The organism is Streptomyces sp. NPDC030245 (assembly GCF_055572995.1).
In genome coordinates this window covers 218,630-231,363 of the sequence record NZ_JBVICF010000001.1, presented here as the reverse complement: position 1 = coordinate 231,363, position 12,734 = coordinate 218,630, and the positions used below count along the sequence as shown (strand labels likewise).

At 72.9% G+C, this 12,734-nt stretch carries 11 protein-coding genes; 3 read left to right on the top strand and 8 right to left on the bottom strand.

The genetic code is table 11. From position 1 onward, the window contains the following. Positions 1 to 34 precede the first annotated feature (34 nt). The gene (locus ACZ4Z4_RS00975; protein ID WP_468320391.1) at positions 35 to 1,294 is read right to left on the bottom strand and encodes a cytochrome P450; all 1,260 of its coding nucleotides are present in this window, start codon (positions 1,292 to 1,294) and stop codon (positions 35 to 37) included. Positions 1,295 to 1,570: 276 nt separating this feature from the next. Here ACZ4Z4_RS00975 and ACZ4Z4_RS00970 point away from each other — a divergent pair, with 276 nt between their 5' ends. Next, positions 1,571 to 2,740 (top strand): steroid 3-ketoacyl-CoA thiolase, encoded by a 1,170-nt coding sequence (locus ACZ4Z4_RS00970; protein WP_468320389.1) that lies wholly within the window; start codon positions 1,571 to 1,573, stop codon positions 2,738 to 2,740. 74 nt (positions 2,741 to 2,814) lie between these two features. Here ACZ4Z4_RS00970 and ACZ4Z4_RS00965 read toward each other — a convergent pair whose 3' ends face one another. From ACZ4Z4_RS00965 to ACZ4Z4_RS00935, 7 genes are all read right to left on the bottom strand, one after another. Continuing rightward, positions 2,815 to 3,270, bottom strand: coding sequence for an aggregation-promoting factor C-terminal-like domain-containing protein (locus tag ACZ4Z4_RS00965; RefSeq protein ID WP_468320386.1), 456 nt, complete (start codon positions 3,268 to 3,270; stop codon positions 2,815 to 2,817). A 345-nt stretch (positions 3,271 to 3,615) separates the two neighbouring features. Then, positions 3,616 to 4,470 carry an ECF transporter S component gene (locus ACZ4Z4_RS00960; protein WP_468320383.1) on the bottom strand — a complete coding sequence of 285 codons (855 nt, stop codon included), beginning with the start codon at positions 4,468 to 4,470 and terminating at the stop codon, positions 3,616 to 3,618. Beyond that, entirely contained in the window at positions 4,467 to 6,197 is a 1,731-nt protein-coding gene (locus ACZ4Z4_RS00955; RefSeq protein WP_468320380.1) for an ABC transporter ATP-binding protein, read from the bottom strand. The genes ACZ4Z4_RS00960 and ACZ4Z4_RS00955 overlap by 4 nt, the downstream gene beginning before the upstream one ends. Further along, positions 6,194 to 7,483, bottom strand: a complete 1,290-nt coding sequence (locus ACZ4Z4_RS00950) for an energy-coupling factor transporter transmembrane component T (RefSeq protein WP_468320377.1) — start codon at positions 7,481 to 7,483, stop codon at positions 6,194 to 6,196. Before ACZ4Z4_RS00950 ends, ACZ4Z4_RS00955 begins: the two co-directional genes overlap by 4 nt. A gap of 72 nt (positions 7,484 to 7,555) precedes the next feature. Beyond that, positions 7,556 to 8,218, bottom strand: coding sequence for an SCO2322 family protein (locus ACZ4Z4_RS00945; protein WP_468320374.1), 663 nt, complete (start codon positions 8,216 to 8,218; stop codon positions 7,556 to 7,558). After that, positions 8,215 to 9,441, bottom strand: a complete 1,227-nt coding sequence (locus tag ACZ4Z4_RS00940; protein WP_468320371.1) for a prenyltransferase/squalene oxidase repeat-containing protein — start codon at positions 9,439 to 9,441, stop codon at positions 8,215 to 8,217. Before ACZ4Z4_RS00940 ends, ACZ4Z4_RS00945 begins: the two co-directional genes overlap by 4 nt. A 308-nt stretch (positions 9,442 to 9,749) precedes the next feature. Beyond that, the gene (locus ACZ4Z4_RS00935) at positions 9,750 to 10,811 is read right to left on the bottom strand and encodes an MBL fold metallo-hydrolase (RefSeq protein WP_468320369.1); all 1,062 of its coding nucleotides are present in this window, start codon (positions 10,809 to 10,811) and stop codon (positions 9,750 to 9,752) included. 175 nt (positions 10,812 to 10,986) lie between these two features. Between ACZ4Z4_RS00935 and ACZ4Z4_RS00930 the strand changes: the two genes are divergently transcribed. Both ACZ4Z4_RS00930 and ACZ4Z4_RS00925 read left to right on the top strand, forming a co-directional pair. Next, positions 10,987 to 12,453: an aldehyde dehydrogenase gene (locus ACZ4Z4_RS00930; RefSeq protein ID WP_468320366.1), complete on the top strand. Its 1,467-nt coding sequence runs from the start codon at positions 10,987 to 10,989 to the stop codon at positions 12,451 to 12,453. Beyond that, complete coding sequence (locus ACZ4Z4_RS00925; protein ID WP_468320363.1) at positions 12,453 to 12,686, top strand: ferredoxin; 234 nt, start codon at positions 12,453 to 12,455, stop codon at positions 12,684 to 12,686. The genes ACZ4Z4_RS00930 and ACZ4Z4_RS00925 overlap by 1 nt, the downstream gene beginning before the upstream one ends. Positions 12,687 to 12,734 lie beyond the last annotated feature (48 nt).

Genomic DNA, 12,734 nt, shown 5'->3' with positions numbered 1-12,734 from the left:
GACCTGATAGGTCGCCTCAAGGCGCTCTATCGGCTCATGGGCGGGCGCCGCGGCCGGTGCTGACCCGGAGCTCCTTGACGCCGTTGAGCCAGGCGGAGCGGAGTCTGCGCGGGTCGCCGGTCAGGCGCAGATCGGGCATGGTGTCGGCGATCGCGTTGAAGATGAGGTTGATCTCCAGGACGGCGAGGGACTTGCCGAGACAGAAGTGCGGGCCGCCGCCGCCGAAGCCGAGGTGCGGATTGGGGTCGCGGCCGATGTCGAACTTCTCGGGCGACTCGAAGACGTCGGGGTCGTGGTTGGCCGACGAGTAGAAGATGCCGACCCGGTCGCCCTTCCTGATCCGGGCGCCACCGAGCTCGGTGTCCTGGGTGGCGGTGCGCTGGAAGGAGACCACCGGGGTCGCCCAGCGCACGATCTCCTCCGCCGTCGTGGCGGGGCGCTCGCGCTTGTAGAGCTCCCACTGGTCGGGGTGCGTGAGGAAGGCGTGCATGCCGTGGGTGATGGCGTTGCGGGTGGTCTCGTTGCCGGCCACCGCCAGCAGGATCACGAAGAAGCCGAACTCGTCGGAGGAGAGGTTGCCCTCGTCCTCGGCGGCCACCAGCTGGCTGACGATGTCCTTGGCGGGGCACTCCTTGCGGGCCGCGGCGAGGTTCATCGCGTACGCGACGATCTCCATGGCCGCCTCGGCGCCGATCTCCTCGGTGATGGCGTACTCCGGATCGTCGTACGCCGCCATCTTGTTGGACCAGTCGAAGATCTTGGAGCGGTCCTCCTGGGGCACGCCGATCAGCTCGGCGATGGCCTGTAGCGGAAGCTCGGAGGCGACGTTCGTGACGAAGTCGAAGGAGCCGTCGTCGCCCGCGCCGGCGAGCGCCGTCTCCACGATGGAGCGGGCGCGGGCGCGCAGCGCGTCCTCCAGGGAGCGGATGGCGCGGGGCGTGAAGCCGCGCTGCACTATCTGGCGGACCCGGGTGTGCTCGGGCGGGTCCATGTTGATCATGATCAGTTTCTGGACCTCGATCCGGTCCCGGTCCATCGACTCGTTGAAGCGGATGATCGCGGTGTTGACGTTGGTGGAGAAGAGCTCCGGGTGCGTGGAGACGTACTTGACGTCCTCGTGCCGCGTGACGGCCCAGTAGCCCGCGTCGTCGTAGCCGGAGACGCGGTACGGCTGGGTCACCCAGTGCACCGGTTCCGTCTGCCGCAGCCGCGCGAACTCCGGCAGGGGGATCCGGTCCTGGATCAGGTCGGGGTCGGTGAAGTCGAACCCGTCGGGCAGCGCTGGACAGGACATCGGCAACTCCAGGCGTGAACTGGATTCCGACGGGCCGCCCGGCGCATGTCCTGACGGTCAGTCAGAAGGCTTGGCCCGCAAGGTAGTAACGGGTTCTACAAGACACAAGGCCCACGGCGGGTCCGGTTGCGTGCGGATCCCGGGCGCAGTGCGTGCAAGACCCTTGCGGCACCGGGGCTCCGCTCCGCAGACTGCTGAACGGAACTAGAACGCGTACTAGTTCTACTCGCGAGCCGCCGGGACGGCTCGCGGGACGTGGAGAGGGAGGACCACCCCATGGCCGCGGAACCCGTCATCGTCGAAGCAGTGCGCACGCCCATCGGCAAGCGCTCAGGCGCGCTCGCCAATCTCCACCCCGCCTACCTGCTCGGTGAGACCTACCGCGAACTTCTCGGCCGCACCGGCATCCACGCCGACTGCGTCGAGCAGATCGTCGGCGGCACGGTGACGCACGCCGGTGAGCAGTCCATGAACCCGGCGCGCACGGCCTGGCTCACCATGGGGCTGCCGTACGAGACCGCGGCGACCACCGTGGACTGCCAGTGCGGCTCTTCCCAGCAGGCGAGCCACATGGTCGCCAACATGGTCGCGGCCGGTGTCATCGACGTCGGCATCAGTTGTGGCGTCGAGGCGATGTCGCGGGTGCCGCTCGGCTCCGGGTCCAAGCACGGCCCCGGCAAGCCCTTCCCCGACGAGTGGAACGTCGACCTGCCCAACCAGTTCGAGGCCGCCGAGCGCATCGCCCGCAAGCGCGGCCTCACCCGCGAGAACGTGGACTCGCTCGGCCTCATCTCGCAGGAGCGGGCGGCCGTCGCCTGGGCCGAGGAGCGCTTCAAACGCGAGACGTTCGCCGTGCAGGTGCCCACCACGGAGGAGGAGCAGGCCGCGGGGCAGGGCATGTGGCGGCTCGTGGACCGCGACGAGGGGCTGCGCGACACCACGATGGAGGGCCTCGGCGGCCTCAAGCCGGTCATGCCGACCGCCGTGCACACCGCGGGCAACTCCTCGCAGATCTCGGACGGCGCGGCCGCCCTCATGTGGGCGTCCAAGCGGATGGCGCGGGCCCTCAAGCTGAAGCCGCGGGCCCGCATCGTCGCGCAGGCCCTCGTCGGCGCCGACCCGCACTTCCACCTGGACGGTCCGATCGACGCAACGCGCGCGGTGCTCGGCAAGGCCGGGATGTCCCTGAAGGACATCGACATCGTCGAGGTCAACGAGGCCTTCGCCTCGGTGGTGCTGAGCTGGGCGCAGGTCTTCGAGCAGGACCTGGAGAAGGTCAACGTGAACGGCGGGGCGATCGCGCTCGGTCACCCGGTCGGGGCGACGGGGGCGCGGCTCATCACGACGGCCCTGCACGAACTGGAGCGCAGGGATAAGGAGTTCGCGCTCATCACCATGTGTGCGGGCGGGGCGGTGGCGACGGGGACGATCATTCAGCGGCTGTAGCCGCAGCGGGACGCGAAGGAGGCGGCGACCCCGGTCCGGGGTCGCCGCCTCCTTCAGTGGCGGGTCACGGCGGCTCAATACCAGCCGTTCGCCTGCCAGTGGCTCCACGCGCCGGTCGGGCTGCCGTAGCGCTCGTTCATGTACTTGAGGCCCCACTCGATCTGGGTCTCGGGGTTGGTCTTCCAGTCGGCGCCCGCGGAGGCCATCTTCGAGCCGGGCAGGGCCTGGACCAGGCCGTAGGCGCCGGACGAGGAGTTGGTCGCGCTCGGGTTCCAGCCGCTCTCGTGCGAGACGATCTTGTCGAACGCGGCGAACTGCGCCGGGTCCGGGATCATCTTCTTGGCGATCGCCTTGGCGGACGCGGGAGCGGCGGCGGGGGCGGCGGCCGGGACGGCGGCCTTCGCGGTGGTCGGGGTGGCTGCCTGGGCCGGTGCCGCGGCGAAGACCATGCCGGAGGCGGCGGCGGCGACGAGGCCGCCGGTGAGGGCCTTCTTCGGAGAAGCGATGCGGCGGATGAGCGAGGCGGGCACAGAGGACCTTCCGGTGGGGAACGGGGCGGTCGCGGCGCACGCCGTCGCACACGGAAGTGTGGGGGACATGCGGCGGCGCCGAGGCCCCGGGGGGCTGTCGGCGCCTTGCGACTCATCCAGAGAAACAGGCCCGAGCCCTTGCCGCAATGACCCCTTTTACTAGTGGAAGCCGCACTCGGACCGAATGTCCATCGTGTGACGTGGCTCTCAATGCCCAGGTCAGACGGGGTATTGATGCATGTACGTCAAGAGGTGCGGGGTACGGACCTCTTTCGTAGAGGACCAAGGTCCTGTGGGCCGCCTCACGCACACGGGCCCCCGATGTGACGGCCCGTGCCGGCTCCCTCACGCCTTGGGGGCCTCGAATGTGACCGGCGCCTCGAACGCCGCCCGGCGCGTGGCCCGCCGCAGCGCCTTCAGGACGGCGGGGCCGAGCGCGAGGCTCAGCAGCACCGTGACCACGGCCCGCGGCAGGTCCCAGCCGAGCGAGGTCGCCAGGCAGTACGCGACGAAACGGCCGAGGTTGTCCGCGAGCGGATCGCCCGGCACGAAGGAGACACCGGTGGCCAGGCCGCCGAGGTAGGGCCACCCCTGGAGGTTCATCACCGTGCCGTACAGGACGGAGGAGACCGCCCCGTAGGCCGCGAGCAGCCACAGCTCACGGCGGCCGCGCAGGGTGTCGGGCCCCGGCAGCAGCCCCGCGCCCATGCAGACCCAGCCCATCGACAGCATCTGGAACGGCATCCACGGCCCGACACCACCGGTCAGGAGCGCCGACGCGAACATCGACACCGCCCCGAGCACGAACCCGAAGCCGGGCCCGAGCACCCGGCCGCTCAGCACCATCAGGAAGAACATCGGCTCGATGCCCGCGGTCCCCGCGCCCAGCGGCCGCAGCGCGGCACCGGCCGCGGCCAGCACGCCCAGCATCGCGATGGCCTTCGCGTCGAGCCCGACGTCCGCGATGGTCGCCACCACGACGGCGAGCAGCAGCGGAAGCAGCGCCGCGAACAGCCACGGCGCGTCCTGCGCGTGATCGCTGAGCCCCGAACCGCCGGCCGCGAGCAGCGGCCACCCGAACGCGGCCACGCCCACCGCGCTGACCAGCGCGAGCGCGGCGACGGAGCGGAGGCCGAGGCGGATGGGACGCACCCGGCGCGGGCCGCCCGGCGCGAGGGGGACCTTCCGCCCACCCGTCACGACACGCCCTCCTCGTCCAGTGCCAGCGCCTGCCGCACCTGCGCCACCGTCAGCCACTCCTGCGGCGCGAGGACCTTCGTGACCTGCGGCGCGAAGGACGGCGACGACACCACGATCTGCTCGGTCGGGCCGTCCGCGACGACCTCGCCGTCCGCGAGGATCACCACGCGGTGGGCGATCTCGGCGGCCAGCTCCACGTCGTGCGTGGCCAGCATGATCGCGTGGCCCTCGGCGGCGAGCCCCCGCAGGATCCCGACCAGCCGCGCCTTCGCCGCGTAGTCGAGGCCGCGGGTCGGCTCGTCCAGGAGCAGCAGGGGCGGGCGCGTGGCCAGCACGATCGACAGGGCGAGCGCCAGACGCTGCCCCTCGGAGAGGTCCCGGGGGTGCGTGTCGTCGGTGATGCCGGGCAGCAGCTCGCTCACCAGGGCGCGGCACGCTCCCGGCGGCGCACCGGCGTCCCGGTCCGCCGCGGCGCACTCGGCGGCCACCGTGTCCGCGTACAGCAGGTCGCGCGGCTCCTGCGGGACGAGGCCGACGTGCCGGATCAGCTGCCGCGGTGCCGTGCGGTGGGGGACCGCGCCGCCCACCCGGACCGTGCCGGAGGTGGGCTCCAGCAGACCGACGAGGGCGGAGAGGAGTGTGGACTTCCCGGCGCCGTTGCGGCCCATCAGCGCGACGGTCTCGCCGGGGGTGACGATCAGGTCGACGCGGCGCAGCGCCTCGACGCGGCCGCGGCGCACGGCGAGGCGTTCGACACGGGCGGCCGGCGCGGCTTCGGGCGTGCGGGGTGCAGGGGACGTACGGGGTGTTTCGGGTGTACGGAGCGTACGTTCCTTGCGCAGCCGGGGCCACCGGCCGGGGGTCCGCTCGGCGGCGGCCGGTTCGGTGGGCGTGTCCCGGGGCGGACCGGCCTCCGCGAGCCGCTCCCGCAGCGCGCCCGCCCTGCGCCGCGCGTCCCGCACGGTCAGCGGCAGCGGCGACCAGCCCGCGAGACGGCCGAGCGCGACCACGGGCGGGAAGACGGGGGAGCGGGCCATCAGCGCGGCCGGATCGCCCAGCACCGGCGCCTCGCCCGGCGCGGCGAGCAGCAGCACCTGGTCCGCGTACTGCACGACCCGCTCCAAGCGGTGCTCGGCCATCAGGACGGTCGTGCCGAGATCGTGCACCAGCCGCTGGAGCACGGCGAGGACCTCTTCCGCCGCGGCGGGGTCGAGGGCGGACGTCGGCTCGTCGAGAACGAGGACCCGCGGGTGCGGGGTGAGGACCGACCCGATGGCGACGCGCTGCTGCTGGCCGCCGGAGAGGGTGGCGATGGGACGGTCGCGCAGGCCGGCGAGACCGAGCAGGTCGAGGGTCTCCTCGACGCGCCGCCGCATCACGTCGGGCGCGAGCCCCAGCGACTCCATCCCGTACGCCAGCTCGTCCTCGACGGTGTCCGTCACGAAGTGCGAGAGCGGGTCCTGGCCCACGGTCCCGACGACGTCGGCGAGCTCACGCGGCTTGTGCGTACGGGTGTCGCGCCCCGCCACGGTCACGCGGCCGCGCAGGGTGCCTCCCGTGAAGTGCGGCACGAGCCCGCTCACGGTCCCGAGCAGCGTCGACTTGCCGACCCCGGACGGCCCGACGAGCAGCACGAGCTCGCCCTCGGGCACGGTGAGGTCGACCCCGCGGACGGTCGGCCCGGGCGCCCCCTCGTAGGTCACCGAGACATCCTCGAAGCGGATCATGAGGGCTCCTCGGAGGGTGTGGGGCGTGTGGGGGAGGTGGGTTCGTCGGGGGAGGGGGCCGTTCGCCATGCGGCGGGCGAGGCGCCCCACTGGGTGGCCTCGGGAGCAGCGGCCCTGTCCCTGTCCTGACTGTCCTGGTCCTGCCGCACGGGTGACGTCCCGTCCGCCCCCGGCACCGGAGCCACGACCGCGGGAAGCAGCCCGATCAGTACCGCAAGCGCGGGCCACAGCGGCAGGGACGGGGCGACCAGCGGGACGACGCCGGGGTGGAGGGCCGCCGGGTCGTGGGACGCGGACCAGATGACCAGCGCCGCCACCGCGACCCCGGACGCGGAGACCAGCCAGGCGCGCGGGCCCCACGGGTCGGGCCGGTAGCGGGTGCGCACCGAGCGGCGACCGCCGAGCCGCAGCCCCGCGAGCGCGGCGAGCAGCCCGGCGAGCAGGCAGGCCAGGCCGTACGAGGCGCCTTGCGCGGTCAGCAGTCCGTACGTCCCCACGCAGACGCCCATCAGGCCCCCGAGCGTCAGCACGGCCGTCACCCTGCGCACCCCGGCGGGGACGGGCGCGGTGCGGCCGAAGCCGCGCGCGTCCATCGCGGCGGCCAGCGCGACCGACCGCTCCAGCGCGCCCTCCAGGACGGGCAGGCCGACCTGGACGAGCCCCCGGATGCCGCTGTCCGGGCGGCCGCGCAGGCGGCGCGCCGCGCGCAGCCGCTGCACGTCGGTGATGAGGTTCGGCGCGAACGTCATCGCGACGACGACGGCGACCCCGACCTCGTACAGCGCGCCCGGCAGCGACTTCAGCAGCCGCGCCGGGCTCGCCAGGGCGTTCGCCGCGCCGACGCAGATCAGCAGGCCGGCCAGCCGGATGCCGTCGTAGAGCGCGAAGACCAGGCCCTCGGCGGTGACGCGGCCGCCGATCCGTACGCCCTTCGCCCAGTCGGGCAGCGGCACCTCGGGCAGGGTGACGACGGTGTGCGTGCCGGGGATCGGCGAGCCGAGCACGATGGCGAAGACGAGACGGATCGCGATGACGACCAGCCCCAGCTTCACGAACGCGCCGTACGACTTCGCCCACGGCGCCGACGTCCGCCGCGCCGCCACCACATAGCCGGCGACACCGATCAGCAGGCCGATCAGCAGCGGATTGGTGGTGCGGGACGCCGCGGTGCCCAGGCCGATGGCCCACACCCACCAGGCGCCCGGGTGCAGGGCGTTGCTCCGGTGCGCCTGGGGGGCGAGGCGGCGCCGGAGGGGTCCGGGCGCCCTGCTGCCGTGGTCGGTCATGGTGCTCTGCTGTCGGATTCGGAGTCGTTGTCGATGGTGGTGTCCGTGCCGGTCCGTGGGGCCGGCCCCGTGTCAGCCGCGGCGGCGCCTGGTCTGCCAGATCGCGGCACCGCCGAGCAGTGCGACGGCGGCGATCCCGGCGACCATGCCGAGGGAGGGCCCGCCGTCGTCCGCGGTGTCCGAGTCCGTCTTCGGGCGCGCCTCGGTGGCGTCCGAGCCGCTGACCTGCTCGCCGCAGCCCGTCTTCGGGTAGCCGTCGATGGCACAGAGCAGCGCCTTCACGTCGTAGCGCAGCGGCTCGGCGACCGAGGCGAGGGCGTCCGCGCTGGTGGCGTCGGGGGCGACCCGCGCGCAGGCCAGCCGCGGCGCGGGCGGTGTCTCGCCCTTGGGCGCGTCCTTCCGCAGGCCGAAGTCGATGACCAGCGCGACCCGCTTGCGGCCGTCCTTGGCGGGCGTCTTCGCGCAGATGTCCTGGAAGTCGGCCCGGCCGCGCGGCCGGGCGGAGTTCTTGGAGTCGTCGGAGACGGAGAAGCGGAAGCCCTGCACGTCACCGTCGTCGGGGTGCGCGGTGCCCGGCCCTTCGTTGGCGTACGTCCACCGGTCGCCGTCCCGCTCCCAGAACGACCAGTAGCGGTAGCCGGCGGCCTGGGCGGGCGCGGCGAGGAGAAGGCCGAGCAGGGCCCCGAGGAGCGCCCCGGCCAGCAGCCGGCCGCGCCGCACCCGGCCGCGCGTCACGGCTGCTGCTTCTTGCGGTTGCCGCTGTACAGGAAGCCGATGCCGATGCCGGCGACCATGCCGACACCGATGATCCACCAGATGCTGACGCCGCCGTCGTCGTCCTTCTTCTCGTCCGCGTCGGAGGCCTCCGGGGACTTCGCGGACTGCGGGGCCGGGCCCTGGGCGTTCAGCTGCTTGACGAGGTCGGCGCCGCCGAAGTCGCGGGGGTCCATGCCGGTCGCGTGCGCGGCGAAGATCAGCTTGGAGTACGCGGCCGGGCCGGACTGCTTCGCCCAGTCCGCGGAGTTCTTCGCGAGCCACTGGGCGGACTTCTCGGCCTGCTCGCTCTGTCCCGCGGCGGCGAGGGCGAGCACGGAGTCGGCGGTGGTGCCGAAGTCCGGCTGGTCCTTGGCGCCCGCCATCGGCGACATGAGGTGGTCGTCGGCCTTGCCGAGGGCGTCGAGCAGGTAGCCGACGCCGTTGCTCGCGGCCTGCGTGGCGGTGTCCGGCTTCGCGCACTTGGGCGCGGTGTCCTCGGACTTCTTGGGCGCGGTGACGACGAGGCCCTTGCCGAGGCTGCCGAGCACCCCTGCGGCGGTGGCGTAGGCGTTCGGCGCGAGCTTGCCGGACTTGGGGTCGGCGAGGCCGAAGGCGCCGCCGTCCTTGCAGTCCATGGCGAGCTTCGGCAGCGCGTCGTAGGCGGACTTGCCGTCCTGCGACTTCACGTCGGCGGGGTTGCGACCCGCGGCGACGAGCGCGCCGACCACGATGCCGGTGGAGTTCGCGTCGGAGGGCAGCCCCGGGGTGTTGCCCCAGCCGCCGTCGGTGTTCTGCACGGACTTCAGCCACTCGACGCTCTTCTTGACCGTCGCGTCCTGGCCGCCGAGCGCGGCGAGGGCCTGCACGGCGGCGGCGGTGGAGTTGCTGTCCACCGGGGTCTTGGAGTCGCACGGCTCGCTCGCGTCCGCGCGGTACGCCGCGAAGCCGCCGCTCGCGCACTGCTGCCCGGTCAGCCAGTCGACGGCCTTCTCGGCGGGCTCGACGCCCTCGCTGTTCTGGGCGAGCAGGGCGTACGACTGGCGGAAGACGCCGTCGAACTTGGGGTCGCCCTTGCCGTAGAGGCCCGAGGGGAGCGCGGCCGAGGGCGACGGCTTGCCGTCGTCCGCGAAGGCGGCCGGTGCTGCCACCGAGCCGAACACGGCCACGGCGGCCAGGACCGCTGCGCTGCGGCGAACGTTCATGATGCGGCGGGTTGCCTCTCCCTGCGGGGAGCGGGGCGGCACGGCGCGTGCGAGCACGGCTGCCGGGCGGCTCCGGCTCCGTATACCTCGACGGTGCCGCTCATCGGGGTCCGATGAAGCGAGCCGGTCACGAACCGCACCGGGCATTCCGGCTTGCCACGCTCGATGGCATACGGATGGGGGCCTCCCCTGCTCGAGCGAAGCCGAGAGCTCGGGGAAGGGTCAGCGCCGGATTCGCACCGGCTTCCCCCTGCGCGGACGTGAGGACGACTCGCCCACTCTATCGGCCGGTCCGTGCGCCCTCCGGGTCACACCGCCACGAACGCGACCGGATCGCTCCCCGCCACGGCCTCCGCGCGCCCCAGCTTCACCAGGCGCCGCACATGTGCCTCGGCCTCCGAGACGGCGATGTTGCGCGAGCCGTAGGGGATCTCGTCCCAGGGGCGGTTCCACTCCATGCGCGCGGCGATCTGCCAGGGGGTGAGGGGCTCGGCGAGCAGGGTGAGAAGTCCGGTCAGGCGGTCCTCGTGGTGGGCGAGGAGTGCGCGGACGCGGGCGGGGGCGTCGGTGAACGCGCGCTGGTGGGCGGGGAGGATCTCCGCGGGGACGAGGCGGCCGACGCGTTCGAGGGAGTCCAGGTAGTCGCCGAGGGGGTCTGTGGCCGTCTCGGCGTCGGGGTCCTCGTACAGGCCGATGTGCGGGGTGATGCCGGGCAGCAGGTGGTCGCCGGAGAAGAGGCGGCCGTGGCCGGGCAGGCCCGTGGGGTGGTCCTCCTCCAGGTGCAGGCAGACGTGTCCCGGTGTGTGGCCGGGCGTCCAGATCGCGCGCAGCCTGCGTCCGGGCAGGGCGAGGAGTTCGCCGGGGGTGATGGGGCGGTCCGGAAGGGCGGGCGCCAGGCCGGGGAGCTTGCGGGGGCGGCCCTCGTCCCTGGCACGGACGAGCGGGGCGATGTGGTCGGCGGGGGCGCCGGCGGCCGTGAGCTTGTCGACCAGGTAGGCGTACCAGCGGTCCGGGGGGCTCGACCGGGTGCGGCGGACCACGGCCGCGTCGGCCTCGTGCATGGCGATCCACGCCCCGGAGGCGTCCCGGACGCGCTGGGAGAGCCCGTGGTGGTCGGGGTGGTGGTGGGTGATGACGACGCCGTGCACCTCGGCGGGCGCGACGCCGCACGCGGCGAGTCTAGCGGTGAGGGTGTCCCAGGACGTCGGGTCGTCCCAGCCGGTGTCGATGAGGACGGGGCCCGCGTCGGTGTCCAGGAGGTGGACGAGGGTGCAGCCGAGGGGGTTGTCGGGGATCGGGACCTTGATGCTCCACACGCCGCCGCCGTGCTCGGTCACCGGCGGGTCCGTCACCTGCGGGGTCGGGGTCATGGGGCCTCGTCTCTCGTCGCCGGGTGCCGCCACTATAACTAGAACTGGTTTCAACGGGCGGCCAAGTCGGCCGACTCGACGCAGAGTTGGCTCTTCCGCTCGTGGACTCCGCCAACTAGAACTGGTATCAGTTCTGAAACGGTGTCAGGAACCGCCCCGCAGGAGGCAGTCAGCCATGACCGAGCTCGTGGAACACGGACAGCTGTTCATCGGCGGGGAGTTGGTGGACCCGCTGGGCAAGGACGTCATCGACGTCGTCTCCCCGCACACCGGCGAGGTCTTCGCGCGGGTGCCGCACGCGGCCCCCGCCGACGTCGACCGCGCCGTCGCCGCCGCCCGCGGGGCCTTCGAGCACGGGCCCTGGCCGCGCATGACCCTGGACGAGCGCATCGAGGTCATCACCAAGATCAAGGACGGCTTCGCGGCGCGCCACGAGGAGATCGCCCGCGTCATCAGCACCGAGAACGGCACCCCCTACACCTCCAGCGTGATGGTGCAGGCGCTCGCCGCGATGATGGTGTGGGACGCGGCGATCACCGTCGCCCGCGACTTCCCGTACGAGGAGGCGCGCGACGGAGTCCTCGGCAGGATCCTCGTCCGGCGCGAGCCGATGGGTGTCGTCGCGGCCGTCGTACCGTGGAACGTCCCGCAGTTCACCGCCGCCGCCAAACTGGCGCCCGCGCTGCTCGCCGGGTGCCCGGTGATCCTCAAGACCTCCCCGGAGGCGCCCCTCGACGCGTACATACTCGCCGAGCTGGCCGCCGAGGCGGGGCTGCCCGAAGGAGTCCTCTCGATCATCTGCGCCGACCGCGAGGTGAGCGAGTACCTCGTCGGGCACCCCGGCGTCGACAAGGTCTCCTTCACCGGGTCCGTCGCCGCGGGCAAACGCGTCATGGAGGTCGCCGCCCGCAACCTGACGCGCGTGACGCTGGAGCTGGGCGGCAAGTCGGCCGCCGTCGTCCTGCCGGACGCCGACGCGGCGAGCGCGGTCGCGGGCATCACGCCGTTCGCCTGGATGATCAACGGCCAGGCGTGCGTGGCCCAGACCCGCATCCTCGTGCCGCACACCCGCTACGACGAGTTCGCCGAGGCCTTCGCCGCCGCCGCGTCCGCCCTGAAGGTCGGCGACCCGCTCGACCCCGCCACCGAACTCGGCCCGCTCGTCGCCCGGCGCCAGCAGCAGCGCTCCCTCGACTACATCCGCATCGGCCAGGAGGAGGGCGCCAAGCTCCTCGCGGGCGGCGGCCGGCCGCCCGGCCTCGACCAGGGCTGGTACGTCGAGCCGACGCTGTTCGGCGGCGTCGACAACTCCATGCGCATCGCCCGCGAGGAGATCTTCGGGCCCGTCATCTGCCTGCTGCCGTACGGCGACGAGAGCGAGGCGGTGCGGATCGCCAACGACTCCGACTACGGACTCAGCGGCAGCGTCTGGACCGCCGACGTCGAGCACGGCATCGACATCGCACGGCGGGTGCGCACCGGGACGTACTCCGTGAACACCTTCAGCCTCGACATGCTCGGCCCCTTCGGCGGCTACAAGAACTCCGGCCTCGGCCGCGAGTTCGGCCCCGAGGGGTACGGCGAGTACTTCGAGCACAAGATGATCCACCTCCCCAACGGCTACCAGGGGAGCGGTGCCTGATGGGGGACCGCTGGCACATCGAGGTCGACCGGTCGGTCTGCATCGGCTCCGGGATGTGCGTGCTCACCGCGCCCGGCGGCTTCGAGCTGGACACCGCCCGCCAGTCGCACCCCACCGCGGCCGAGACCGACGCCGACGAGAAGATCCTGGAGGCCGCGGAGGGCTGCCCGGTCGAGGCGATCACGATCGCCCTGGCGGGCGGCGGCGAGATCGTCTTCCCGCCGGAGGAGTAGCCCGGACCGGCCCGAACGCCGTGCGCCCGCGCCCTGTTCATCCTGATC

Coding starts and splice junctions, on each gene's coding strand:
- ACZ4Z4_RS00940 (WP_468320371.1), bottom strand. CDS start 9,441: ATGAACGTTCGCCGCAGCGCAGCGGTCCTGGCCGCCGTGGCCGTGTTC.
- ACZ4Z4_RS00975 (WP_468320391.1), bottom strand. CDS start 1,294: ATGTCCTGTCCAGCGCTGCCCGACGGGTTCGACTTCACCGACCCCGAC.
- ACZ4Z4_RS00970 (WP_468320389.1), top strand. CDS start 1,571: ATGGCCGCGGAACCCGTCATCGTCGAAGCAGTGCGCACGCCCATCGGC.
- ACZ4Z4_RS00955 (WP_468320380.1), bottom strand. CDS start 6,197: ATGATCCGCTTCGAGGATGTCTCGGTGACCTACGAGGGGGCGCCCGGG.
- ACZ4Z4_RS00950 (WP_468320377.1), bottom strand. CDS start 7,483: ATGACCGACCACGGCAGCAGGGCGCCCGGACCCCTCCGGCGCCGCCTC.
- ACZ4Z4_RS00935 (WP_468320369.1), bottom strand. CDS start 10,811: ATGACCCCGACCCCGCAGGTGACGGACCCGCCGGTGACCGAGCACGGC.
- ACZ4Z4_RS00930 (WP_468320366.1), top strand. CDS start 10,987: ATGACCGAGCTCGTGGAACACGGACAGCTGTTCATCGGCGGGGAGTTG.
- ACZ4Z4_RS00925 (WP_468320363.1), top strand. CDS start 12,453: ATGGGGGACCGCTGGCACATCGAGGTCGACCGGTCGGTCTGCATCGGC.